General features: G+C 44.1%; 20 protein-coding genes and 1 other RNA gene. 15 read left to right on the top strand and 6 right to left on the bottom strand.

Annotated elements, in window-relative coordinates; genetic code table 11:
- Positions 1-35: 35 nt before the first annotated feature.
- The 4 genes from ACYRYG_RS06145 to ACYRYG_RS06130 form a co-directional block, all read right to left on the bottom strand.
- Entirely contained in the window at positions 36-524 is a 489-nt protein-coding gene (locus ACYRYG_RS06145) for a lipocalin family protein (RefSeq protein WP_293427647.1), read from the bottom strand.
- 121 nt (positions 525-645) lie between these two features.
- Entirely contained in the window at positions 646-1428 is a 783-nt protein-coding gene (locus ACYRYG_RS06140) for a hypothetical protein (RefSeq protein ID WP_293427644.1), read from the bottom strand.
- A gap of 18 nt (positions 1429-1446) precedes the next feature.
- A complete protein-coding gene (locus tag ACYRYG_RS06135) occupies positions 1447-2268 on the bottom strand; it encodes an ABC transporter ATP-binding protein (protein ID WP_293416572.1) in 822 nt (273 codons plus the stop codon).
- Between the two features lie 64 nt (positions 2269-2332).
- Positions 2333-2710 (bottom strand): GntR family transcriptional regulator, encoded by a 378-nt coding sequence (locus tag ACYRYG_RS06130; protein ID WP_293443029.1) that lies wholly within the window; start codon positions 2708-2710, stop codon positions 2333-2335.
- 688 nt (positions 2711-3398) lie between these two features.
- Between ACYRYG_RS06130 and ACYRYG_RS06125 the strand changes: the two genes are divergently transcribed.
- Positions 3399-4610 (top strand): uracil-xanthine permease family protein, encoded by a 1212-nt coding sequence (locus ACYRYG_RS06125; protein WP_294730207.1) that lies wholly within the window; start codon positions 3399-3401, stop codon positions 4608-4610.
- 12 nt (positions 4611-4622) lie between these two features.
- Here ACYRYG_RS06125 and ACYRYG_RS06120 read toward each other — a convergent pair whose 3' ends face one another.
- Positions 4623-5531, bottom strand: coding sequence for a patatin-like phospholipase family protein (locus ACYRYG_RS06120; protein WP_294730209.1), 909 nt, complete (start codon positions 5529-5531; stop codon positions 4623-4625).
- 362 nt (positions 5532-5893) lie between these two features.
- On the opposite strand from ACYRYG_RS06120, the gene ACYRYG_RS06115 reads away from it, so the two are divergent.
- Entirely contained in the window at positions 5894-7333 is a 1440-nt protein-coding gene (locus ACYRYG_RS06115; protein WP_293416564.1) for a sodium:solute symporter, read from the top strand.
- A gap of 122 nt (positions 7334-7455) precedes the next feature.
- Here ACYRYG_RS06115 and ung read toward each other — a convergent pair whose 3' ends face one another.
- Positions 7456-8118 carry a uracil-DNA glycosylase gene (gene ung / locus ACYRYG_RS06110; protein WP_293416562.1) on the bottom strand — a complete coding sequence of 221 codons (663 nt, stop codon included), beginning with the start codon at positions 8116-8118 and terminating at the stop codon, positions 7456-7458.
- Positions 8119-8618: 500 nt separating this feature from the next.
- Here ung and ACYRYG_RS06105 point away from each other — a divergent pair, with 500 nt between their 5' ends.
- The 13 genes from ACYRYG_RS06105 to ACYRYG_RS06045 all read left to right on the top strand — a co-directional run bounded on the left by ACYRYG_RS06105 (position 8619) and on the right by ACYRYG_RS06045 (position 25076).
- A complete protein-coding gene (locus ACYRYG_RS06105) occupies positions 8619-12020 on the top strand; it encodes a glycosyltransferase (protein WP_460197830.1) in 3402 nt (1133 codons plus the stop codon).
- A gap of 52 nt (positions 12021-12072) precedes the next feature.
- Positions 12073-14661, top strand: a complete 2589-nt coding sequence (locus ACYRYG_RS06100; RefSeq protein WP_460197829.1) for an endonuclease MutS2 — start codon at positions 12073-12075, stop codon at positions 14659-14661.
- 135 nt (positions 14662-14796) lie between these two features.
- Positions 14797-14890, top strand: an RNA gene (ffs, locus tag ACYRYG_RS06095) — signal recognition particle sRNA small type.
- 495 nt (positions 14891-15385) lie between these two features.
- Positions 15386-15943, top strand: a complete 558-nt coding sequence (locus tag ACYRYG_RS06090) for a DUF4199 domain-containing protein (RefSeq protein ID WP_293416556.1) — start codon at positions 15386-15388, stop codon at positions 15941-15943.
- Between the two features lie 16 nt (positions 15944-15959).
- Positions 15960-16928, top strand: coding sequence for a glycosyltransferase family 2 protein (locus tag ACYRYG_RS06085; protein WP_293416554.1), 969 nt, complete (start codon positions 15960-15962; stop codon positions 16926-16928).
- A gap of 78 nt (positions 16929-17006) precedes the next feature.
- Entirely contained in the window at positions 17007-17534 is a 528-nt protein-coding gene (locus ACYRYG_RS06080) for a DUF6452 family protein (RefSeq protein WP_460197828.1), read from the top strand.
- Positions 17535-17538: 4 nt separating this feature from the next.
- Entirely contained in the window at positions 17539-18204 is a 666-nt protein-coding gene (locus ACYRYG_RS06075; protein WP_293416552.1) for a DUF6048 family protein, read from the top strand.
- Positions 18205-18270: 66 nt separating this feature from the next.
- Positions 18271-19323: an FAD:protein FMN transferase gene (locus ACYRYG_RS06070; RefSeq protein ID WP_293416550.1), complete on the top strand. Its 1053-nt coding sequence runs from the start codon at positions 18271-18273 to the stop codon at positions 19321-19323.
- Position 19324: 1 nt separating this feature from the next.
- The gene (locus ACYRYG_RS06065; protein WP_293416548.1) at positions 19325-20014 is read left to right on the top strand and encodes a Crp/Fnr family transcriptional regulator; all 690 of its coding nucleotides are present in this window, start codon (positions 19325-19327) and stop codon (positions 20012-20014) included.
- Between the two features lie 122 nt (positions 20015-20136).
- Positions 20137-22239 (top strand): M3 family metallopeptidase, encoded by a 2103-nt coding sequence (locus ACYRYG_RS06060; protein WP_293425293.1) that lies wholly within the window; start codon positions 20137-20139, stop codon positions 22237-22239.
- Complete coding sequence (locus ACYRYG_RS06055) at positions 22236-22730, top strand: dCMP deaminase family protein (RefSeq protein WP_293416544.1); 495 nt, start codon at positions 22236-22238, stop codon at positions 22728-22730. The genes ACYRYG_RS06060 and ACYRYG_RS06055 overlap by 4 nt, the downstream gene beginning before the upstream one ends.
- Before the next feature lie 17 nt (positions 22731-22747).
- The gene (locus ACYRYG_RS06050) at positions 22748-24517 is read left to right on the top strand and encodes a S41 family peptidase (RefSeq protein WP_293416578.1); all 1770 of its coding nucleotides are present in this window, start codon (positions 22748-22750) and stop codon (positions 24515-24517) included.
- Entirely contained in the window at positions 24510-25076 is a 567-nt protein-coding gene (locus ACYRYG_RS06045) for a 5-formyltetrahydrofolate cyclo-ligase (RefSeq protein ID WP_293416542.1), read from the top strand. The genes ACYRYG_RS06050 and ACYRYG_RS06045 overlap by 8 nt, the downstream gene beginning before the upstream one ends.
- The last annotated feature ends 24 nt before the right edge of the window (positions 25077-25100 follow it).

Here is a 25100-nt window from a genome sequence, read left to right as displayed (position 1 = left end):
TTAAGGGTACCCATCCGGCTGATATAACATTCGATTCATACATTATTTGCAACAGGAAATTCCAATTTACTTGTATCATAACCTCTTCGCCGAGCCTCTACAAGTAGATTATCACAGATCTCTTTCGGCAAACTCTTATTTCTCGACAAGATCCATAGATAACTGGAATTTCCGGCACCTACTAATGCCCACTGGTAATCTGTATCCAACATTAATATTCTGTAATCTGAATAGAATTTCCAGAAGAACGAGACACGTAGCAAACCGGAGATAGAAGTAGTTTTCGCATGACCAGTTATTGTACTTCTACGCCCCTTCCGGATATTCCATCCTGAGTTCTCTACTTGTATCGTTCCATCGTCTTTCAATACATATTCTGCAGTTACATCTGTCAGACCACGTTCAAAACGATGATCCATACGTGCCACTTCATGCCAAAGCCCCAGATACCGTTTCAGATCGAAGTGCCTGACGGGTTCAAGGTCCAGCATCTCTTGCTTGTTCCTGTGAAAAAGACTCATCATTTATGCCTCCTCGTATTTATATTCATAATCTGTTTAGATTATTTTTCCTGAATTGTTTTCCTAATCCATTTATACAAGCTGGAATACAGAAACTTAATTATGAGAGCTATCCTCTCTACCTTTAAAGATTAATCCATTTATTATTAATAAGTTGCATACGACAAAATATCTTATAGGACATAAAATAGTTAAGTCCTGCAAACACAAGAAATATCAGGATTATAATGACACCATCAGCCATTAAAGATACCTCAAATTTAGACCACATCAGAATAATTCCTAAAACTAGAAGAAGTAAAGATGTTATAATCCAGGCACTCTTACGAAAAACGGTACCACCAAGAGTATAGACAGAATGCATCCATATTATCCATGTCAAAAGCATTATATTACCTCCCGCATAACAAGAATTTCCTCCCACTGCATATCCTCCGAAAGATATATAATGATTTTTAAAAATATCTATGCTGATCAGACCAGTTTGAGATATCGGATACCGGAATAGAGAGATAATCCACTGGATAAGATCTGCGGCAATCTGTGCTACAACGACACAAAGTGTATAAAAGACAGTAACCATGACGATACGCGCAAGAAACTTCTCGAGGTTTGTGGCAGGTAACATCAAATAGTCCAATGAACTCTTCCGATCTTTCATATTCGAAAGGATCCATGAAGGTGTCAGGAACAAAAAAACAACAAATACACCAAGAGTAACTCCAGCAGCACTATCCAGGCGGAATGGAAACGAACTACTGGAAGAAAAGATCAGATTCGTAGTAAGAAGATATATAGCCAGAAAAGCTATAAAAAATCCCATGGTAATCTTCATCAATATTGACTTATTGTAATATACTGTCCATTTCAGTACTTTTCCGAAACGATAAATATCAAATGTTTTCATATTATATGCTATTAAAAATCAATAATTTAATCTTCCCTTAGTCGCAGCATTGAAAAAGAGCTCCAGATTGAGGGTTGTCTCCTCATCTTCTGGTTTGCGGAGAGATATAGCCGCATTACCTTGAAAAGAAGGTTCTGCATAAAGAACATCGTCCATCTCCTGTGCACTGCGAAAAGAAAAGGTATATTTGCCGGTAATATCAGCAACAGAAGAATTGACAAGGATATGTGAATTATCTAATATGATAATATGGTCCAGCAGACTTTCCAGATCGTGAACCTGATGAGTAGAAATAATAAGGGTACTCCCCTCTGTCACGTTCTGAGCAACTACCTTACGGAATAAACTCTTCGAAGGAATATCGAGGCCATTGGTCGGCTCATCCATTAGCAAATATCTCGTTCCTGAAGCTAATGCAAAACTCATATAGATTTTCTTCTTCTGTCCCATAGAGAGTTCCTTTAGATTGGGTTCCTCCGACAACTCAAAGTCTCTCAAACAATTTCGGAGTACTTCTATATTGAAATGAGGATAGAAAACCTCATTCATTTTAACAAACTCCCTCAAGGTTACCGGGGGCATATCGTACTCTTCCGGTACAATGAAAATGTCCTGCAAAACAGAAAGCCGACGATCCTTGGAAGGAACACCATCAACAAGGATCTCTCCACTTTTAGGACGAAGGAGTCCTGAAATAAGATAGAGCAGTGTACTCTTACCCATGCCATTTTTACCCAACAAACCATAGATATGGTTACTTTCCAATGAAAAACTCAGATCCTCAAAAACAGGATGCTTTCTGCCTGGATATTCAAAACTGATATGATTGATTTTGATCATAATGTTACTATTTTTAATGTTCAAATAAATATTGCTAATATTAACGGTCAAAATGCCTTTTTGATCATTTATCAAGAGCAGGATTATTCTTGCTCTTAAGCCATTCATCTTCAATATCTCTGATATTGATGCCTAGAAGTTTCATCTGCCGGAAAAGTTCGGGAAGAGTCTCCTCAAGGAAAGCTTTCTTGCGAGAAGCTATGATTAAATCTCTTGCGCCTTCATTGACGAAATAACCTAGGCCTCTCTTATTATATACGACATGTTCACGGGCAAGCAAATCATAAGTCTTAACAACTGTATTTGTGTTAACTTCCAACATAACTGCATACTCTCTGACACTTGGTATACGTTCATGGACTGCATATTTCCCCGCTACGATTTCATCGCACAGGCGATCTGCCATCTGGACATATATTGCTTTGTTATTATTAAAATTCATAAGTTCAATATTTATATTGCGTTATTTCCACTTGTTTTCTCGTATAAAAGATCCAAAGGTAAATTCATGACAGGCATAATATAAATATTCTGTCATTCATCACTATTAACGGATGAATTACTCAGGCTGGAAAACACTCTCTCTATTGCTGCTGCTATATATAATTGCTTCCATAATAATATTCTTTATTGAACACATTACCGAATCCAAGATTGTTATTTTTATTTGTCCTGCTCATTAGTTATAGTGTAGTATATCAATATGACACTACAAATATAAATCAAAATCCATTACGCAACAAACACCAAAGGTGAAAAAGTGATTAGGAAGGATATTATTTAACTATTATACATATAAAAAGGGTGGATAATGCCTACAATTAACTATAAATTAACTTATCTGTACCCTCACCTCAGCACACTGATCTGAACAAGAAATATATATAAATGAAGAAATATCCTATTTATCATACCCACATAAAGATATTTGTCATTATCTCTGACTTATTATTTAAAGCATCTACAACTAACACCAAATCCGACCTTATGCACAACAATATGATAAATCTTCCTTATATTTTTCATCATAAGGTTTGCTTTTTAATGAAGTTTCATTTACCTTTGCAAAACAAAAGGACAATTTATTTCTAAAACCGCCTTTTATAGCAGAGATAAAACCAATAGTACAAATGGAAAATATATCTTTATCGACCGGCCGGAAGACAATTGTGGGAGTTCAATTTCTCTTCGTTGCTTTTGGCGCCACAGTCCTTGTGCCACTCCTTGTCGGACTCGATCCTGCCACTGCCTTATTTACGGCCGGTCTGGGCACTTTCATCTTTCATCTCGTTACCCAAGGAAAGGTTCCTATATTTCTAGGGAGCAGTTTTGCTTTCATCACTCCTATTATCCAGGCCAGCAGAGAATGGGGCATGGCGGGAACCTTAGCCGGGATCGTCGGTGTATCTGTGGTCTATTTTATCATGAGTGCACTAATCAAATGGCAAGGTAAGAAATTTCTGAATCGTATCTTCCCGCCTGTTGTCATCGGCCCAATCATCATCCTCATTGGTTTATCCTTATCCTCTTCTGCTGTAGACATGGCTAAAGGAAACTGGACATTAGCTTTCATTTCACTTGTCACAGCCATCTGCATACTCTCATTAGGCAAGGGAATGTTAAAGCTCGTGCCTATCGTCTGCGGCATCACCGTAGGATACATAGCAGCACTCTGCATGGGTGTAGTTGACTTTTCCGGGGTGGAAAAGGCTGCATGGTTTGCCTTACCCGGATCCATAGCCCATTTCCATCTGCCCGAATTCTCCTGGCAACCAATCGTATTCATGATGCCTGTAGCCATAGCACCAGTGATAGAACATATCGGCGATGTCTATGTGGTCAGTTCTGTTGCAGGAAAAGACTTCGTAAAAGATCCAGGGCTCCACCGTACCATGTTAGGGGATGGTTTAGCCTGTCTGGCTGCCGCCTTTCTTGGGGGCCCTCCTGTCACAACTTATTCAGAAGTGACCGGCGCAATGCAGATTACGAAAGTAAAAGATCCCGTAGTAATACGCATAGCAGCCGGTACTGCGATCATTTTCTCTGTTATCGGTAAACTGAGTGCCCTACTACAGTCTATCCCCCGTGCTGTGCTGGGCGGAATCATGCTGCTGTTGTTCGGTTCTATCGCCAGTGTCGGTGTACAGAACCTGATCCAGCATAAAGTAGACCTCAACGAGACCCGTAATATCATTATCGTTTCCGTAACACTCACAATGGGAATAGGCGGTGCAGTCCTCCAGTTCGGCAACTTCACCATGAGTGGTATTGGTCTTTCTGCCATTATCGGTGTCGTCACCAATCTGCTTCTTCCACAAACGAAAAAGCCTGGGAAAGAATAAATACAGAAAAACTCATGATCTCCTTCCCTGTTCAAACTCATCCAGTTTGCGGCTCATTTCATCCCTCCCGAATCGGATAAGCTCTTCCCCCTTGTCAAAATCAAAAAGACCGAAACGGTCCATAGGTATATCTGCACAGAGGTCAGGCGGAATCAGTTCCATTTCCATTTGCACATTAGCTTGTATGGAGAGACTAGCCACCCGCATGGCTATGTTCATTGCGTTCTCGGAAAAATCATGATAGTGGAAAGGAAGGTTATCGAGGAATTTACCGAATTTCCCCTCCCGTGGTTTCTTTAATTTGGTCACAAAGGCTGGGGCCAACTTTCTATCTGGTGCTGAAGCATTAACGGCAAAGAGCCAGTCACCCTTTTTCCTGGCTACCCTGTTCAATGGCAATGTGTTTTGGACACCACCGTCAACATAGATATGACGATGATCCTTTACCGGTTTAAAGAAACAAGGTATGGACATGCTGGCCCTCATAGCCATTTTCAAGGAACCTTTACGGAAGACCATCTCTTTACCACTCACCAGATCAGAAGCAGAACAGCAGAAATTTACCGGCAGATCCTCTATCTTCGTGTCACCCACCAATTGATTGAAAACAGTCAGTAGTTTCTCTCCCGACATCAGATGATCCAGTCCGATAGAAACATCCATAAGTGACAAGACTTCTTTCTTGTTAAGTTTCAGAACGATCTCCTTAACTTCCTTCATCCTACCTGCAGCCCACAATCCTCCTATTAAAGCTCCAATAGAAGTTCCGGCTACGGAATGGATCACGTATCCCCTCTCCTCAAGGACTTCTATCGCACCGATATATGCGAACCCTCTGGCCCCGCCACCTCCCAGGACAAGTGCTACCTCGTGACTCCTTCCTGGTAAAACCAGCTGTTTTAATCTTTCAAATATATTCATTCTATTTTATTAATGATTACAGACTCATAAATCAATATCATACTGCACCGTAAATGGGATAACAAGTTCAACAGCCTCTACCACAGCAAAACTATAGAACTGAGAAAACCAGTTATAACAGCAGGGGCTTACGCAACGAATAGAGAAAAGAGCTCAAAAGACATAGTACTTAGTACTTTTATTAGATCAAAAGACAAATTTAGCAAAATCCGCTCACAATCGCAAATGTACAAAGAATTAATCCATCTGTGTCCTACTAAATCTATTTTTTCATTTTTTGAATAAAATTATTCCCTTAAACAGAAATTACTTTGTACTTTTGCCGAGCATTAAGTTTTCTCGCTGAAATAGATCTGTAAATTATGCTCATTGTCATTACCATATTTGCCTATTTTGCCATTCTTCTCCTTATCAGCCGATTTACGGCAAAAAAAACAGACAATAACACTTTCTATCGAGGTAATCAGCGATCACCATGGTATATGGTAGCTTTTGGAATGATTGGTGCCAGCATTTCTGGAATTACCTTTGTCTCCGTACCAGGTATGGTAATGCTAACGAATATGACTTATCTGCAGATGTGCATCGGTTTCATTTTCGGTTATTTTGCGGTTGCCTTCCTGCTATTACCAATCTATTATAAGTTCAATCTTACGACCATCTATTCCTATTTGCAAGACCGACTGGGTATGCGATCATACAAGACCGGTGCATCATTTTTCCTATTATCCAAGATGACCGGCGCAGCGGTACGCTTCTATGTCGTATGCATTATCCTGCAGAAATTTGTACTTGAAGGAATCGGTGTACCCTTCCCCGTTACTGTCATTGCTATGGTAGGTCTTATCTGGCTATATACCCGCAGAGGGGGAATCAAGACTCTAGTCTGGACAGACACTTTTCAGACACTATGTATGTTTGTGGCATTAATCCTTATCCTATTTGAAGTCATTTCTGATTTACACTTCACTGTTGGAGACGCTGTTGTTGCCATTGCACATGATACCCATAGTCAGATATTTGTTTGGAATGACTGGATCTCGAAACAGAATTTCTGGAAACAATTCCTGAGTGGCATCTTCATTGTTATTGTGATGACAGGCCTCGATCAGGATATGATGCAGAAAAACCTTACTTGCAAGAATCTTCGTGATGCCCAGAAAGATATGTGCAGCTATGGATTTGCCTTCGTTCCAGCCAACCTTCTCTTCCTCTCCCTGGGAATACTCCTATTGATGTTAGCCCATCAGCAAGGTGTTGCTTTGCCCAAACAAGGTGATGATCTTCTGCCGATGTTCGCCGCCAGTGGCAAACTAGGTGATACTGTTGTTATTCTTTTTACGATAGGAGTTGTGGCTGCAGCATTTTCCTCGGCCGATTCAGCGCTGACAGCCTTAACGACAAGTTTCTGCGTGGACATCTGCAATCAACCCCGGAATGAACATCTGCGCAAAAAGGCCCATATAGGCATAGCCGTCCTTTTCACCCTATTTATATTAGCATTTAAGGCCGTCAACTCAACAAGTGTCATCAATGCCATCTATATTCTTTGCTCTTATACATACGGACCCTTATTGGGTCTCTTCGCCTACGGCCTGCTTACCCGACGAGATGTATCTGACAAGTGGGTTCCTTATATCTGTATTCTCTCCCCTTTTATCTGTCTGATTTTAAATATCGCAGTATCCAAGATGACTAACTACACCTTTGGTTACGAACTCCTCATGCTGAACGGTTCTCTTACCTTTATAGGATTATACCTATCATCATTAAAAAGACATCATCCGTCAATTAGATTATAAATCACAAGGTCAACCCTTCTTTTACAAAAATACCTATGAGCACCGACTCAGGGCATATCACGAGACAATAGCATTGCTACCGCAACATCATAAATCAAGAGGAAGCCATAAAGAACAATGATTTACCAATCGATTTCCCCTATACCCTTCCCACGCAAGAATGCATTAGCCTTACTAAAATGTCTGCAATCAAAGAATCCGCGGTCAGCTGACCGGGGTGAAGGATGAGCAGCGGTCAGCACAAGATGCTTACGGGTATCAATAAGGGGCATTTTCGCTTTCGCATAACTCCCCCATAACATAAACACCAGGTTCTCGCGCTCATCACTCAATTTCCGGATTACAGCATCTGTAAAAGTCTCCCATCCTTTATTACGGTGTGAACCCGTTTCGTAGGCACGCACCGTAAGAACGGAGTTCATAAGAAACACCCCCTGATCTACCCATCGGTCCAGATTACCAGAAGCAGGTATCGGCTTGCCCAGATCCTGATGTATTTCCTGAAATATATTTGCCAAAGAAGCTGGAACAGGTACTCCTTCTGGCACGGAAAAACATACCCCATAATATTGCCCCGGAGTAGGATAAGGATCCTGTCCTAAAATGACAACTTTCACTTTTTCGAAAGGACAAGCATCGAACATGCGAAAGATGAAGCGTCCCCGTGGAAGCACATGATAATTTGCATACTCACTCCTTACAAATGCAACCAGTTTTTCAAAATATGGTTTATCAAATTCTCCTTGCAAACGTCGTCTCCAACTCTCCTCTATCTTGACGTCCATAAATACAAAATTATTGGTCTATCACAAAGATAGATATTATACTGCAAATAACCAAAAGACGATCTCGTTATGCCTAGGAATCCGTCCATATTTAACTTTAATTTCAAAACTGTCTAGGAAAAGGAAGAAAGCTATTTCTTAAAATAGGACACCTTATGAAAAGACGATGGTGAACTGTTTTCTACAACAGGCCAATATTGTATCTTTTGCGCCACCATCTCTCCAGGATTCTACGCAGTATCCTCTTTTTATGCAAAGTGATTCCTAACCCTTTTAACTCTTATCTTTACTTTTTCTTGTCTAAAGCTCAAATTATTAAAGGAGTTTAAGCATTTGTAAGTATTCATTTAGTTCTTTTAATCTTATTTCTTTTTCTGTTTGTACACAAAATCGTAATTTTGCGCCAAATTACAAGTTTAGGACAAAAAATCATCACCAATAAGTTCTAAAAACTTGAAAATCAAGTGACCAAAGCAAAATATAAATCTTAAAAAGAATTTATGGGTAAACAGATTTTCCAAACTGAGTCCAAATCACGATGGATTAAATTTTTGTGGACACTGAGAGTAATGGCAGTAATACTTTTCCTGCTGGTCATCACCTTCATTACGATGTTCGCCTTGGAAGGCTCCCCAAAGATGCCACTGATCCGGGAATACCGCCGGGCTCTGACTGCAGAAAAGCCCTTGATGAGATCCAACGCGATGTCAAGACAGTATAAGACTTTCCGTGATTTCTTCAAAGAGAAGAATATGCACAACGACTATACGGCTGAGGCCATGAGGCAGCACCGCTTTCATGTAAAGGCGGATAAAGCCACTGACCGCTACTTACAAGAATGGGATAGTCCTGCACTAGGGGTTCGGGCTGCATGGTATGTTAACTGGGATGGCCATTCCTTTCAATCCCTTAAACGTAATCTCAAGCATTTGAATATGATCCTCCCAGAGTGGTTTTTTATTAATCCAAAGACCGACTCATTGGAAATCCATATTGATAAAAAAGCCCTCAGACTGTTCCGCAAGTCAGGCATCCCTGTATTGCCGATGCTCACCAACAACTATGGTGAAAGCTTCCGTGCCAAACCTATCGGCAGGATCATAAACAATCCAAAGACCAGCAAAAAATTTATCTATCGCCTCCTGAAGACTTGCCAAAGGTATCATTTTTCAGGCATCAATCTTGACCTTGAGGAATTACAGATCAACGATAACACGAATCTCACCAACTTTGTAAAACATCTCTCCTCTACTTTTCATGACAACAATCTTTTTGTAACCCAGGATATTGCACCTGACAATGAAGACTATGATGTGGTCAATCTTTCAAAATATGATGACTATCTCTTCCTCATGGCCTATGATGAGCACAATGCCGGCAGTTCTCCCGGAGCTATCAGTTCACAATTATGGGTCGAGCATGCCATGGATCAGGCTGCCAGATCCATCCCCAATGATAAAATCGTCCTCGGTCTTGCCGGTTATGGTTATGACTGGACGAAAGCCGACGGGGGCACTACGGTCTCCTATAATGCAGCACTGGCCAGTGCTTCCGATGCCGGTTCTGACATCAATTATGACGAGAACACTTACAATTTGAACTTCTCTTATGATGATGATAATAACCAGTTGCATGAAGTCTACTTCACGGATGCTGCCACCCTGTTCAACCTTATGCGTTTTGGCAGTGAATATCCTACAGCCGGTTTCTGCCTCTGGCGCTTAGGAACAGAAGATCAGCGAATGTGGAAATTCTATGACCATAACATGACCCGCCCAGACGCCGTTAAATTTCCCCTTATTAAATTAGAAAATATCCCTGGGCTCTATGATATTAACTATATGGGCAACGGGGAGATACTCAATGTCAAATCCGAGCCACAACCCGGAAGGGCAAAATTATCCATTGACCGGCAGGACATGCTGATCTCAGGAGAAAAATACTTACAGATCCCGCAATCCTACGAAATTGACAAAATCGGACACGCAAAGAAGAAACAACTATTGTTGACCTTTGATGACGGGCCTGATTACAGATGGACCCCTACTATTCTCAGTATTCTCAAGCATTATCACATCAAGGCTACCTTCTTTATGGTAGGACTGCAGATGGAGAAAAACCTGCCTTTGGTAAAAGAGGTATATCAAGAGGGGCACACTATCGGCAACCATACGTTTACCCACCCGAATGTAGCTATGAACTCCGCTCAACGGGCTTATACAGAACTGAAGCTCACCCGGATGCTCCTGGAAAGTATTACCGGACAAAGCACTATCTTATTCCGTGCGCCATACAATGCTGATGCAGATCCTACGACACGGGATGAAATCGAACCTATTATATTAGCCTCCAGACGCAATTACCTGTTCGTCGGCGAATCCATAGATCCTGATGACTGGCAACCGGGGATCACGACACAACAAATTTACAACCGTGTCATCAAAGGAGTCCACCAGGGCAACGGACATATCATCCTGATGCATGATGCAGGAGGAGTAACCCGTAAACACACCCTTCAGGCTCTGCCTCTCATTATCCGTGAGCTCAAAAAAGAAGGTTACCATTTTATCTCTATCGAACAGTATCTCGGAAAAAGCCGCGACCAACTGATGCCACCGATCAAAAAGGGAAATACTTACTATGCCATGCAATCCAATCTTGCCCTGGCCACCTTGATCTATGAAATCGGCGACTTCATTACGGCACTACTGATCATCTTCCTGGTACTGGGTCTTATCCGATTAGTAGTAATGTATATCCTGATGATCAGGGAGAAGCGGATTGAGCACCATCGCATTTATCCGGAAATTGATCCCCATACTGCACCTCTGGTATCCATTATCGTCCCGGCTTACAATGAAGAAGTAAACATCACTGCTACCTTAAGTAATCTCCGTAAGCAAGACTATCCCAATTTCAACGTTGTCTTCGTGGACGATGGCAGTAAGGATAACACCTTACAATGTGTTCAGGATCATTTCGGTGACGATCATAAAATTCAGATCCTTCACCAGAAGAATGCCGGCAAGGCTTCTGCACTGAACAACGGCATCAACCATACTGATGCAGAATATATCGTCTGTATTGATGCTGACACCCGTCTGCAGCATGACGCCATAGGCATCATGATGAAACACATGTTAGCTGATACCGACAAGAAGGTTGGTGCCGTAGCAGGCAATGTGAAAACCGGGAACGAGCGTAACATCCTTACGAAATGGCAGTCCATTGAATACACTACCAGTCAGAATTTCGACAGGATGGCTTACTCCAGTGTAAATGCCATTACAGTAATACCAGGAGCTATCGGCTGTTTCCGCCGTCAGGCGATCATTGATGCCGGAGGATTGACTACGGATACACTGGCTGAGGATTGTGACCTGACAATGCGTATCCTGGATGCAGGTTACATTATAGAAAATGAAAACAAGGCAGTAGCATTGACCGAGGCTCCAGAAACGATAAGACAGTTTGTCAAGCAGCGCACACGCTGGTGTTTCGGTGTCTTGCAATCTTTCTGGAAGCACCGGTCAGAACTCTTCACCACAAAGCACAAGGGACTGGGGCTATGGGCACTGCCGAATATGCTGGTGTTCCAGTATATCATCCCTACCTTCTCGCCTATTGCCGACCTGCTGATGATCATAGGACTGTTTACAGGCAATTTCTGGCAGATATTCTCCTATTACCTGCTGTTCCTGCTGATCGATGGCAGTGTTTCCTTTATGGCCTTCATGTTTGAGCATGAACGACTCAGCAAACTGTTCTGGATTATTCCGCAACGTTTCTTCTACCGCTGGATCATGTACTTCGTGCTCTTCAAGACCTATCTTAAGGCCATTAAGGGAGAGTTACAGTCCTGGGGCGTTCTCAAACGTACCGGTGATGTGCAGATAGAATGACAAAAAATTGTGAATATTTTGCGAATTTGCTTTTTTGCCGTATCTTTGCTGCATGATTTATCCCAAAAATTTCGAAGAAAAGATCGGTTTCGATGAAATCAAGCAGCAACTCTCAAAATTCTGCCTGTGCAGATTAGGACAGGAACGGGTCACCACCCTTTCCTTCTCCTGTCAGTCAGAGGATATCAACGAAAATCTTGAGGAGGTTCGTGAACTCCGTAGTCTGTTAGAAAAAGAAGAACAGTTTCCGCTTGATGGATTCCTTGACCTTCGTCAGGCCATCCAGAGAATCCATATTCAGAACACCCATCTGGAAGAAGACGAACTCTTCGCTCTCGAAAAACTGTTAAAAACGGAAAGGCTGATTCTTAAATTTGTCAGATCCCGCGATGATGACCAGGGCAAGAAGCAAGAGACAGGTACCGACTGTCCGGGCACCACTTACCCCGCCCTGTACGAATTAGCTGATGGGGTGGCCGATTTTCCTAAGATTATACAAAGGATACAGCAGATTATCGACGAAGATGGACATCTGCGGGACAATGCTTCGCCTGAATTACATGATATTCGCAGCTCCCTCAAGCGTGCCCGGGGAAGCATTACCAAGACATTATACGGAATTCTCCGTTCTGCACAGAGTGAAGGAGTGGTGGATAAAGACATCTCACCCACCATGCGTGATGGAAGTCTCGTTATCCCGGTAGCCCCGAGTTTGAAACGGCGGATCCGCGGTATTGTCCATGATGAGTCTGCTACAGGAAAGACGGTCTTCATTGAACCCGAAGAAGTGGTAGATGCAAACAATAAGGTCCGGGAACTGGAAGGGAAAGAGCGTCAGGAAGAAATCAGGATATTGAAAGAAGTTACCACACTCATCCGTCCGTACGTGAGAGAACTGCTTGATGTATGTCGCTTTATGGGTGATATTGACCTGATCTATGCAAAGGTGGCATTAGCCAGATCCATGAAGGCTTCTGAACCTAAAGTAGAAGACCAGCCCGTGATAGACTGGGTTCAGGCACGGCACCCTCTTCTGGAAAAGACCTTGAAAGAAAAGGAAAATGGGTCGCACCAACTTGTTCCTTTAGATATTATCCTGAAGAAGGACGCCCGGATCCTGGTCATTTCAGGACCTAATGCAGGTGGAAAATCGGTGTGCCTGAAAACCGTCGGGCTCTTGCAGTATATGTTGCAGTGCGGCCTGCCTATCCCTGTAGCAGAAAATTCACATGCGGGTATCTTCCAGGACATCATGATTGACATCGGTGATGAACAAAGCCTGGAAAATGACCTGAGCACTTATTCCTCACATTTGCTTCACATGAAGAACATGATGAAACAGGCGAATGAACACACCCTCTTTCTGATTGATGAATTCGGCAGCGGAACAGAGCCCCGCATCGGTGGAGCAATCGCAGAGTGTGTCCTCAACCAACTCTTGGAAAAGGGGGCATGGGGAGTAGTGACTACACACTATTCTAATCTGAAGCACTTTGCCGACTCCCATCAAGAGGTGGTCAATGGCGCGATGCTCTATGACCGCCATGAGATGCGACCCCTCTTTCAGTTGGCCATCGGACGACCGGGGAGTTCTTTTGCCGTCGACATAGCCCGGAAGATCGGCCTTCCGGAAAACGTCATCAGGGAGGCCTCCGAGATTGTCGGCAACGATTATATCCAGAGTGATAAATACCTTCAGGATATTGTGCGTGACAAACGTTATTGGGAAAGCAAACGCCAGCAAATCCACCAGAAGGAAAAGGAAGTGGAGAAGGAATCTGCACGATATGAGGAAAGCCTTAGCGATGTCGAGGAAAAGCGCCGGGAAATCCTTGAAAAGGCAAAAGATGAAGCCCGTTCCTTATTGGCAGAAAGTAACAAGAAGATTGAAAACGCCATTAAGACGATACGTGAAAGTCAGGCTCAAAAGGAGATTACCCGACAGGCCAGGCAAGAGTTGGACCATTTCAAACAAAAGGTAGACAGTGAACAGAAGAATGAGGATGCCATAGCCCTCAAAATAGAGAAAATCAAGCAACGCAGAGAGCGCCGTGAAAAACACAAGGCTGAAAGGGCTAAAAACCTGGAACTTCAGAAAAGCCACCGGACAGGAACTGTAACCCTGGCTCATCCCGAACTGGCTATCGGTGATCCCGTCCGGATCAAGGGCATGAACCAGACCGGGAAGATAGTAAGTCTGAACGGAAAGGGGGCAAGGGTCGTGTTCGGTGATATGTTGACAACTGTAGATAAGAGCAAACTGGAATATGTCCCCATCCTCCCAGATGCCCGGATGGAGAAGCAGAATGATACCACCCGGCAAGAGGCAATAGCAGACCGACTCCGGAATGAGTCTGTCAGCCAGACGACACAGTCGACCATTGACACTCACAGAAGTCAGTTTCACCAAGATCTGGATGTCCGCGGCATGCGAGGAGATGAAGCTCTTAACACCGTACAACACTTCATCGATGATGCTATTCTCATGAACGTCCCCCGGGTCAGAATCCTTCACGGGAAAGGTACGGGCATACTGAGAGACCTGATCCGACAATATCTTGCGACCATTCCGAATGTAACTCATTTCTCAGACGAGAATGTCCAATTCGGAGGTGCAGGAATAACGGTGGTCGATTTTTAATCTACACAAATCCTGCCAAAAACCGTTCTGGACAAGGAACAGAGAAAATGTTAAAAATGGGTAAATACTTCAGAATCCTTTCCCATTTGAAATAAAATTCTTATCTTTGCATTCACTTGTGAAAACAAGTTACACGGGCAAGTCTCTTACGGCCAGCTCCTCTGGAATTCCCCCAGGTTGGGAACGAAGCAAGGGTACAGGGTCGTAGCGGCGCGCTAAGAATCGCTTGCCCACCTGCCTTCTAAAGCTCAGAGGAGAGCATGGAATGGTATCATTCTGAAGGTTGCCGGTCCGATTCCGGCAGAAGGCACAATTATTAAGGGCAGTTCACCATCAGCAGTGTGACTGCTCTTTTTCATGGTGCCCCCTCCGGCATTTCGAGGACTGATATTGTTGTTTTTTTGATCATGGAGAAGCAAAATGCACCATATCGCCCACAATTGACTATCGTCGTGAGAATCAGTGACTATGATTCTGACTTATCGTTAAAAGAACAACAATATTATTTGAACCCTTTTTGTTTATTCAAAAAAAGTAAATTTTCCACCTATCCCTCTTTTTTATGAAGGATTTTAAGTATTTTTGCAGAAAATAAGAGGCTCCACAGTGAAGATTCTGCCAGATGGAAAGAAAAACTATTACTCCATTGCAGAAAGAAGGCTAATCCGCCACAATCTCAGGCTATTACTTCATTGCACTCTCAAACAAGATACAATTATCGAACATGATTACATCGCAAAATATTACACAAGTAAGAGCTTTTGCACGACAGGATGGAGCCTTTCTCTCCGTGTTGTGGATTGCCGGATTTCTTTGTACGATGCTGGCGGTAAGAATGCCCCTGCTGGCTCCCGTGGGAGACCTGGCCGTCCTGGCCACTCCTTTTTTTGTAGCCTTCAGACTGAAGAGATTCAGAGATGGTGCCCTTGATGGTGTCATCTCTTTTCGTAGAGGACTCCTCTATACAGCTGAGACCTTCTTTCATGCCGCACTCATCATGGGGGTAGTACAGTATCTCTATTTCAAATTCGGTGACATCAGCGGCTTTCTGCAGCAATGGAATGAATCTTATTCCATCATTGCCAAAGTCTACAACTTGAATGCCGCACAGGCCCAGCAACTTAAGGAGGCCGTCAGTATGATGAGCCCGCTGGCATGGGCTTCTATGTTTTTCATCCTTGAACTCTTCGGAGCATTGATTGCGAGTCCGATCATAGCAGCCATCATGGCTCGACCGGTTTCTCACACGCACATACAAGATAATCATTCTGACAACAATTGAAATCCATCTTAAAGAAATGAATATATCTGTCATCATCCCCCTTTACAATGAATCAGAGTCTCTTCCGGAGCTCTATAACTGGATCGTTAGAGTCATGGATGCCCATCATTACACCTATGAAATTATCTTCGTCAACGACGGATCAACAGATGATTCCTGGAAAGTAATCCAATCATTGTCGAAAAAGTCCGACTGTGTAAAGGGCATCCGCTTCCGCCGCAATTACGGCAAGAGTCCTGCATTATACTGTGGATTTAAGGTTGCACAAGGTGACGTAGTGATCACCATGGATGCGGACCTGCAAGACTCTCCGGAAGAGATACCTGGTCTGTACAAGATGATTACGGAAGAGAATTACGACATGGTTTCCGGATATAAGAAAAAACGCTATGATCCCCTATCCAAGACCATTCCGACCAAACTCTTTAATGCTACAGCACGGTGGATCAGCGGAATCCACAATCTTCACGATTTCAATTGCGGATTGAAAGCCTATAAAAAAGTAGTCGTCAAGAATATTGAAGTTTATGGTGAAATGCACCGTTACATACCCTATCTGGCAAAAAATGCTGGTTTTGACAAAATCGGAGAAAAGGTGGTACATCATCACGCCCGAAAATATGGCAAATCCAAGTTTGGTGTCAATCGTTTCTTTAACGGCTACCTGGACCTGCTCACCCTCTGGTTCCTCACTAATTTTGGCAAAAAGCCCATGCACGTATTCGGATTTCTGGGGTCCATCGTGTTCTTTGTCGGTTTTATAGCCCTGATCATCCTGGGTATAGACAAACTTGTTGCCCTACATGAAGGAATATATGGCAATCTGATCACCGACTCTCCTTATTTCTTTATTGCCCTGACCACTATGGTACTGGGGACACAACTCTTCCTCGCAGGATTTTTAGGGGATTTGATCAGCCGGCAAAACACAAAAAGGAATGATTATCAAATCGCAGAGGAAATTCATTTAAAAGATAAAGATTAATGGCATACACCAATCACTCCAAACGGTTGGACCAACAGGAACACCCGTTTGATCATTTCCTTTTAGAGGCAATAATTTATGCAAACAAGAAAAACAAGAAAGAAATATGCTAAAGAGAAGTCCCTGCGGGCATTTGTCCTGATCATGCTCTTAGCAGGCTTTACCCTGGCAGGATGTTCCAGTCTAGACTGTCCTTATGAAAATAGAGTCTATACAAAATATCAGTTGAAAGGTGACGTACAGACTCTTCCCGATACGCTTACTGTCACCACGAGCCGCCTTTCAGACGGTCTGGACACCATTCTCCTCAACAAGGCTGTGGAAGTAGACAGCTTTGAGTTACCCGTCAGTTACATGGGCGATCAGGACGTATTCCATTTCCATATTATAAGAGTTGGCGGCCAGACCTTCACGGACACGGTAACCGTAAAGAAGGAAAACCAGGCACATTTTGAATCAGTAGATTGCAATCCAGCCTATTTCCACACCCTTACAGGAGTCAGCTACACCACTCATGCCATTGATTCTATCGTCATTCATAACACTCAAGTGAATTATGATGCTTCACAACCACATTTCTATATTTATTTCCGCTATCACGATTAGCCTCATGCTCCTCTGGAGCCCTGGAGCGTATGCTCAACAGAAAAACTCCCCGGGAAAGATGAGCGACCGTCCGAAAGGCAGAACGGCTGCAACAGACACTACGGCTACTTTCCGCAGCTTTGAAGTGACCTTGGATCTCCTGGGAGCTGCTCAAATGTGGCTCAGTGATTATGGTCAGTATGAGGCGGCTTTAAGGATTGACCTCAAAGACAAATATTTTCCTATCCTGGAAATAGGATATGGGAAAGCTGATGCGAAGGATGTATCAACTAATTTGCACTATAAGACCGGTGCTCCCTATTTTCGCATAGGAGTGGATTTCAACCTGCTCAAGAACAAACATGATATTTACAGACTGTATGGAGGGTTCCGCTATGCGTTCACCTCCTATAAGTTTGACGTCAACAGTCCGGGAACGACAGATCCCGTCTGGGGAGAAATTGCGCCATACAGTGCCAATGGCATCAAAGCCCGTTACCAGTGGTTAGAAGCCGTGGCAGGTGTCGATGTGAAAATCTCCGGTCCTTTGCACTTAGGATGGAGCGTGAGATGCCGCAGACGCCTGTTCCATGATGACGGGACTATTGGTAACACCTGGTACGTACCGGGATTCGGCAAGCAGAGCGGAAGTAGACTAGGAGGCACCTTTAACCTGATATTCGAATTTTAAGGATGATCGGGAAGAGGGGACCCTTCCTCAGACCATACAAAGATGACAACTGAAATATAAAATCCTATGGATAAAAAAAATCGCAGAAAACTGAGATGGCAACTTCCATTTCTGATCCTTCTTATTATCGGGACCGTTTATGTTATTCGCCAGCAACGCTCCACACCTTACCAAAAAGATACCGGATTCATCTTTGGCACGGTGTACCATATCACCTATCAAAATAGTAAAGACCTCCAGCCGGGCATCGATGAGGCTCTCCATGAGGTGGATGCATCCCTGTCCCCTTTTAACTCACAATCCATTATCACACAAGTCAACCAAAACAGGCATGTCAAACTTAACAAGATGTTCACCGATGTATTCTCTTTAGCAGAACAGGTCTCTGCCGAAACCGGAGGAGCATTCGACATTACCGTTGCTCCTCTCGTCAACACCTGGGGATTTGGTTTCAAGAAAGGGAAAGCTCCTACCAGAAGGACTGTTGACAGCCTCAGGACTTTCGTGGGATTCAACAAGGTCAAACTTGTCAATGGCATGATTATCAAGAAAGATCCCCGCATCATGCTGGACTGCTCAGGCATTGCTAAGGGTTATGGGTGTGATGTTGTAGCCCGCTTCCTGAAAAAGAATGGCATACAAAACTTTATCGTGGAAATAGGTGGAGAAATCGTCACCAGCGGCATCGACCAGAAAAGGGTCCCCTGGCATATCGGCGTTACCAAACCGACCGACGACTCCCTGAACACGAATCAGCAAATTGAAAGTATTCTCAATGTAACGAATATCGCCATGGCTACCAGTGGAAATTACCGTAATTTTTATTATAAAGGAGGCCGGAAGTATGCACATACCATTGATCCGCATACCGGTTATCCCGTCCAGCACAGTTTGCTTTCCTCAACTGTACTTGCCAAGAACTGTGCTACAGCAGATGCATACGCTACAGCCTTCATGGTCCTGGGGGTGAACCGTGCCAAGACAGTACTGGAAAAGCATCCGGAACTTATGGTCTATTTCATCTACTCTGACCGCCATGGGAAATTAAAGGAATGGTATTCTCCAGGACTTAAAAACAAGATTCTCGATGATCAGTTGACCCCTTCTCAAAAGAAATAGCATGGCAGAACTAAGAGTGTATGATCAACTTCTTAAGTTGCCCCTCTTTTTAGGCCTCAGCCGTGATGACCTCTCCCTGATTATCACCCGTACCCCCTTCGGTTTTTTAAAATATAATAAGGGGAAGAGGGTGATCAAGGAAAATGAGTCGTGCGACCGTCTTTATTTCTTACTGAATGGCACTCTTGATGCTGAATCGTCTGCAGATGACCACAGCTATCGTTTCATAGAGGAAGTAAATGCCCCTGAAGTGTTACAACCGGAAAGATTATTCGGACTTCACCAGCGTTTTACCAAGAATTTCATTTGCAAAACAGAGGTAAACCTGATGACTCTGGAAAAGGGCGAAGTGATGAAACTCTCTGAAGAATTCGGAATATTCCGCCTTAATCTCCTTAATATCATCAGTGCACAGTCACAGAAACTTTCCAGACGCCCCTGGCAACGAGTCCCTCAGGATATAGAACATCGTATAACCCGTTTTTTAGAATCCCACTGCGACCGGCCTGCAGGCCCCAAAACGATCTATATCAGGATGGCCGATCTTGCAAGAGAACTCAATGAGAGCCGGCTAGACGTGTCACGTGCCTTGAACCGACTGAGTCGTCAGGGACTCGCCACACTCTCACGGGGCAGAATTATCATACCGGCTCTGGAGAAACTGCTTATGGACAGAAATCATCAGAACTGAACCAAATATGCTCTTTCCTGAAAATGATTTACAAAGGGGATGAAATAGATGTTAAATTGAGCAATTTAATGTATGTGCAGCGACAATTTTCATTATCTTTGTATCAAAAATAGAGAAAGAGCATGACAAAAGACGAAATAGAGAAGCAAAAACACCAGAATCCATTTTTTGTTCCTTATGGCACGCCTCATCTTACGGTTCCTTTTGACCGTATATTACCCAAAGATTACGAAGAAGGTATCCTTGAAGGTATCCGCCGCGAAAATGAGGAGGTGGACCGGATTGTAAACAATCCTGATACACCCACTTTTGATAATACACTTGATTGGGAAGACAAAAGCAAAGGCGATCATTACTATGATCTGCTGGACCGGGTCACTTCCGTCTTTTCCTGTATGCTCAGTGCAGAAACCAGCGACCAACTTGAATCGCTGGCTCAAAAACTGAGTCCTGCACTTACCAGGCATTCCAATGATATTAGTCTGAATCAAAAATTATTCGAAAGGGTCAGATATGTACATGACCATCATGGTACACTTACTCCTGAAGAAAACATGCTCCTGGACAAGAGCTACGAAGGATTTGTCCGCAGCGGGGCCTTGCTCGATGAAGAGGGTAAAACTCACCTGAGAAAACTTACAGAGGAAAATGATCTCCTCACCCTGCAGTTTTCCCAAAACTTGCTGAAAGAAAACAAAGCCTTCACGTTGGATATTACGGATCCGGCCGACCTTGACGGACTGCCACAGTCCTTACTGGATGCAGCAGAACATACTGAACAAGGAAAAAAGACATGGACTTTTACCCTTGATTACCCCAGTTACTCACCTTTCATGACCTATTCCACACGAAGGAACCTGCGTGAAAAGATGTACCGGGCCAAGAACACGGTCTGCACTCATAAGAACAAAGAAAATAATATTGAGATCTGCCGCCTGATTGTCAACCAACGGTTACAAATCGCCCAACTTCTCGGTTATTCCACTTATGCTGACTATGTCTTGAAAGAACGCATGGCAGGAGACACGAAGACGGTCTATAAACTTTTTAATGATCTGATCACAGCGTACAAGCCTTCCGCTTTGAAAGAGGTAGAAGAAGTGAATTCTATTGCTCTCCAGAAGGAAGGCCCCGGCTTCAAGATGGAACCGTGGGATTTCAGCTATTACTCCCACCAGTTACAGATGCAACGATACCACCTGGACGCAGAGATGCTTCGCCCCTATTTCGAACTCTCGAAGGTGATCAAGGGCGTTTTCGGTTTAGCCACCCGCCTCTACGGCATAACCTTTCAGTATGATCCCAATATTCCCGTCTACCATCCTGACGTCAAAGCCTATGAGGTCTATGACCAAGATGGCAGTTACCTTGCCGTACTCTACACGGATTTCCACCCGCGGAAAGGAAAGAAAGAAGGAGCCTGGATGACAGAATTTCAGGGACAGTGGATTGAGAAGGACGGGAAGAACATACGCCCTCAAGTGAGCCTCGTCATGAACCTTACCAAACCGACGGCTGGCAAACCGGCACTGCTGACATGGGGAGAGGTCCAGACTTTCCTGCACGAATTCGGCCATGCGCTGCACGGCATGTTTGCCAACACGCGCTTTTCCAGTCTTTCCGGTACTAATGTATGGTGGGATTTCGTCGAACTCCCTTCACAATTAATGGAAAACTTCGCCTCAGAGAAAGATTTCTTGCGGACCTTTGCTTTTCATTATCAAACCGGTGAACCTATTCCGGACGAACTTATTGACCGCATTATCAAAAGCAGGAATTTCCTCGTAGCTTACAGTTGTATGAGACAGGTAAGTTTCGGGCTGCTTGATATGGCTTACTACACCAGGACAAAGCCGCTGGAGGGAGATCTGGTCGATTTTGAACAGAAAGCCCAGGCCCCTGTCCACCTCCTGCCTTCCCTTCCGGAAAGTTGCATGACCGTACAGTTTTCCCATATCATGTCCGGCGGATATGCCGCCAGCTACTATAGTTATAAATGGGCTGAAGTGCTGGATGCCGATGCCTTCAGTGTCTTCAAAAAGAATGGTATCTTCGATCGTACTACCGCTCAGCGATTCCGTGATTGCATCCTTTCAAAGGGAGGGACAGAGCATCCGATGACGCTTTACAAACGTTTCCGCGGTCAAGAGCCAACGATCGGAGCATTGCTCAAGCGCGATGGCATCCGCCGGCAGGAAGAATCTTTAAGGATTATGGAAAAATGACACAAGAAGAAAAGCAGCATCAAGATCAAGAAAAGCAGCATCAGAAAAAGCAGCATCTGCTGGATCTGCGTTATCTGCGCATGGCCCGTATCTGGTCTGAAAACAGCTATTGCCAAAGACGAAAAGTCGGAGCATTGGTGGTCAAGGATAAAATGATTATCAGCGATGGCTATAATGGTACCCCAAGCGGGTTCGAGAATATATGTGAGGATGATAATGGACTGACCAAGCCATACGTCCTTCACGCTGAAGCAAACGCGATCACGAAATTAGCCAGAAGCTCGAATAACAGTGATGGAAGCACACTCTACGTGACGGCTTCACCGTGCATCGAATGTGCTAAACTGATCATTCAAGCAGGCATCAAACGTGTCGTTTATGGAGAGAAATATCGTCTTGATGACGGTATCAAACTCCTTACCCGTGCTGGTGTGAAAGTGCTCTATCTGAATCCGGACGAGGAAGAGAACTCCTCTCCAAAATCTAAATAAGCAACTATTTACTCATGATGAATGTAAATAAATCCAAACGTTTCATGCCGATTGTCATGGCAGTTTGTGTCGTCATCGGTATTGTTATCGGCTCATTCTTCTCCAACCATTTTGGTGGCAACAGACTGAGTATTATCAATTCAGGCAGTAATCGGCTGAACAACCTCCTCCACATCATTGATGACCAATATGTGGACCCGGTCAACATAGACTCCCTGGTGGACAAGGCCATCCCTGCCATCCTGGCCCAGTTGGACCCGCACTCGGTCTATATCAGCGCCAAAGATGCACAAGAAGCCAATGACGACTTGAAAGGTTCTTTCGCGGGAGTAGGCATCGAGTTTACGATCCGTAATGACACTATCCATGTGGAAAATGTCATCAAAAATGGACCGGCTGAAAGGGCAGGCATCCTGGCCGGAGACCGCATCGTACAAATCAACAACAAGAATTTTACCGGCAAAGAGGTGACCAATGAAGAGGCTATGCACCGTCTGAAGGGTCCCAAAGATACAAAGGTAAAGATCGGCATCATCCGTTTCGGCAGCAGGAAGATCCATCAATTTATGGTCACACGTGGAGAGATCCCTCAGAAGAGTGTCACTACCACTTATATGCTTAACGATGATACCGGCTATATCCGGATCAAGGATTTCGGAGAGACCACTTACCCGGAAACACTTATCGCTCTGGCCAAACTCTCTCAGAAAGGATTCAAGAATCTGGTGATCGATTTACGGGACAATACTGGTGGTTATCTTGAGAGCGCCGTACAGATAGCTAATGAGTTCCTTCCCAAGAACAGACTCATCGTTTATACCCAGGGACGTAAAAGCCCACGGCAGGACTACAGGAGCAATGGTAATGGGAGTTATCAGAATATCCCTCTGGTGGTTCTGGTCAATGAGGGTACGGCTTCTGCCGCTGAGATTTTCTCTGGAGCCATGCAAGACAATGACCGGGCAATGATTATCGGCCGCCGTACTTTCGGAAAGGGACTGGTCCAACAGCAGATTGCCTTTCCTGACGGAAGTATGATCCGGCTTACCATAGCCCGTTATTATACCCCATCCGGAAGATGCATACAGAAACCTTACTCGATGGGAGATGATAAAGACTACGAGGAAGATCTCCTCAACCGTTATGAACATGGAGAATTTTTCTCCCGTGACAGTATCAAGCATCATGGTCCGGCTTATCACACCAAACTGGGGCGTGTCGTTTATGGCGGTGGGGGCATTATACCGGACATCTTCGTGCCTGAGGATACTATCGGAATGACTTCCTATTTCAAGGAGGCTGCCATGAGCGGACTTATCATGCAATATGCTTTCACCTATACGGACAATAACAGGCCTAAGCTCAACAACTTCAAGGAAATGCAGCAACTCGCCGATTATCTTGACCGCCAGAACCTGGTAGATAAATTTGCAACCTATGCGGCTAATAACGGCTTGAAACGTCGTAACCTGTTGATCAGGACCTCGCACAAACTCCTTCAACGTTATATCAACAGTCGGATCATCTACAATATGCTGGACGAAGAAGCCTGGAACGAATACATTAATCAGGATGATCCGGTGATCAGGAAAGCACTGGAGGTGTTCCGCAATCATGACGCCTTCCCTAAACGTCCTGCACCCCATCGCAAGGCACCAAAAAAGAAACCTCTTACAAAAGTTAAGGGAAAAGGACTGAAAATACGTCCAAGACATAAATTAGCGTATGCTCCACTGATGCTGAAGCCACAGTATATGCACGATTGGAAATCCCGGAATCATGCTTGACAAAAGGCAATTGAGACAGTTGATACGGGAACAAAAGCGGATGCAGGTGCCTTCACAAAGAAAGGTTCAATCTGAAGCGATCGCCAAGATGATCCTTCACCACCCGAAGATCAAGGCTGCATCCACCCTTCTCCTCTATGCTGCACTCCCTGATGAAGTCGAGACCCAGGAAATACTTGACAGTTTGGTGAAGGGGGGTAAAATGATCCTCTTGCCAGCGGTCATCAACCAGGAAGAACTTGAACTTCGCCGCTATGAAAATGTTCAGAATCTCCAGAAAGGGGCCTATCAGATACAGGAGCCGGTGGGCATGCCCTTTGACCATCTTGAACAAGTTGATGTAGCAGTCATTCCGGGAATGGCTTTTGATTGTTCCGGTAACCGACTGGGACGTGGAAAAGGCTACTATGACAGGTTGTTGCGAAAGATGCCCCATTGCTATAAGATCGGCATCTGCTTTGACTTCCAAAAGTTCCGTCACATCCCGTCGGATCCTTATGACATAAAAATGGATGAGATCATTACGTATTCAAATCCTGCCGCCGCCGGCTCTTTGTGACCGCCAGGAAAGAACAAGAAGAAC

The sequence above is a fragment of the Segatella asaccharophila genome, from assembly GCF_054687055.1.
The sequence above is the reverse complement of the archived record's forward strand: the minus strand, read 5'-3'. Positions and strand labels throughout refer to the sequence as shown.

Coding starts and splice junctions, on each gene's coding strand:
- ACYRYG_RS06145 (WP_293427647.1), bottom strand. CDS start 524: ATGATGAGTCTTTTTCACAGGAACAAGCAAGAGATGCTGGACCTTGAA.
- ACYRYG_RS06140 (WP_293427644.1), bottom strand. CDS start 1,428: ATGAAAACATTTGATATTTATCGTTTCGGAAAAGTACTGAAATGGACA.
- ACYRYG_RS06135 (WP_293416572.1), bottom strand. CDS start 2,268: ATGATCAAAATCAATCATATCAGTTTTGAATATCCAGGCAGAAAGCAT.
- ACYRYG_RS06130 (WP_293443029.1), bottom strand. CDS start 2,710: ATGAATTTTAATAATAACAAAGCAATATATGTCCAGATGGCAGATCGC.
- ACYRYG_RS06125 (WP_294730207.1), top strand. CDS start 3,399: ATGGAAAATATATCTTTATCGACCGGCCGGAAGACAATTGTGGGAGTT.
- ACYRYG_RS06120 (WP_294730209.1), bottom strand. CDS start 5,531: ATGAATATATTTGAAAGATTAAAACAGCTGGTTTTACCAGGAAGGAGT.
- ACYRYG_RS06115 (WP_293416564.1), top strand. CDS start 5,894: ATGCTCATTGTCATTACCATATTTGCCTATTTTGCCATTCTTCTCCTT.
- ung (WP_293416562.1), bottom strand. CDS start 8,118: ATGGACGTCAAGATAGAGGAGAGTTGGAGACGACGTTTGCAAGGAGAA.
- ACYRYG_RS06105 (WP_460197830.1), top strand. CDS start 8,619: ATGGGTAAACAGATTTTCCAAACTGAGTCCAAATCACGATGGATTAAA.
- ACYRYG_RS06100 (WP_460197829.1), top strand. CDS start 12,073: ATGATTTATCCCAAAAATTTCGAAGAAAAGATCGGTTTCGATGAAATC.
- ACYRYG_RS06090 (WP_293416556.1), top strand. CDS start 15,386: ATGATTACATCGCAAAATATTACACAAGTAAGAGCTTTTGCACGACAG.
- ACYRYG_RS06085 (WP_293416554.1), top strand. CDS start 15,960: ATGAATATATCTGTCATCATCCCCCTTTACAATGAATCAGAGTCTCTT.
- ACYRYG_RS06080 (WP_460197828.1), top strand. CDS start 17,007: ATGCAAACAAGAAAAACAAGAAAGAAATATGCTAAAGAGAAGTCCCTG.
- ACYRYG_RS06075 (WP_293416552.1), top strand. CDS start 17,539: ATGCTCCTCTGGAGCCCTGGAGCGTATGCTCAACAGAAAAACTCCCCG.
- ACYRYG_RS06070 (WP_293416550.1), top strand. CDS start 18,271: ATGGATAAAAAAAATCGCAGAAAACTGAGATGGCAACTTCCATTTCTG.
- ACYRYG_RS06065 (WP_293416548.1), top strand. CDS start 19,325: ATGGCAGAACTAAGAGTGTATGATCAACTTCTTAAGTTGCCCCTCTTT.
- ACYRYG_RS06060 (WP_293425293.1), top strand. CDS start 20,137: ATGACAAAAGACGAAATAGAGAAGCAAAAACACCAGAATCCATTTTTT.
- ACYRYG_RS06055 (WP_293416544.1), top strand. CDS start 22,236: ATGACACAAGAAGAAAAGCAGCATCAAGATCAAGAAAAGCAGCATCAG.
- ACYRYG_RS06050 (WP_293416578.1), top strand. CDS start 22,748: ATGAATGTAAATAAATCCAAACGTTTCATGCCGATTGTCATGGCAGTT.
- ACYRYG_RS06045 (WP_293416542.1), top strand. CDS start 24,510: ATGCTTGACAAAAGGCAATTGAGACAGTTGATACGGGAACAAAAGCGG.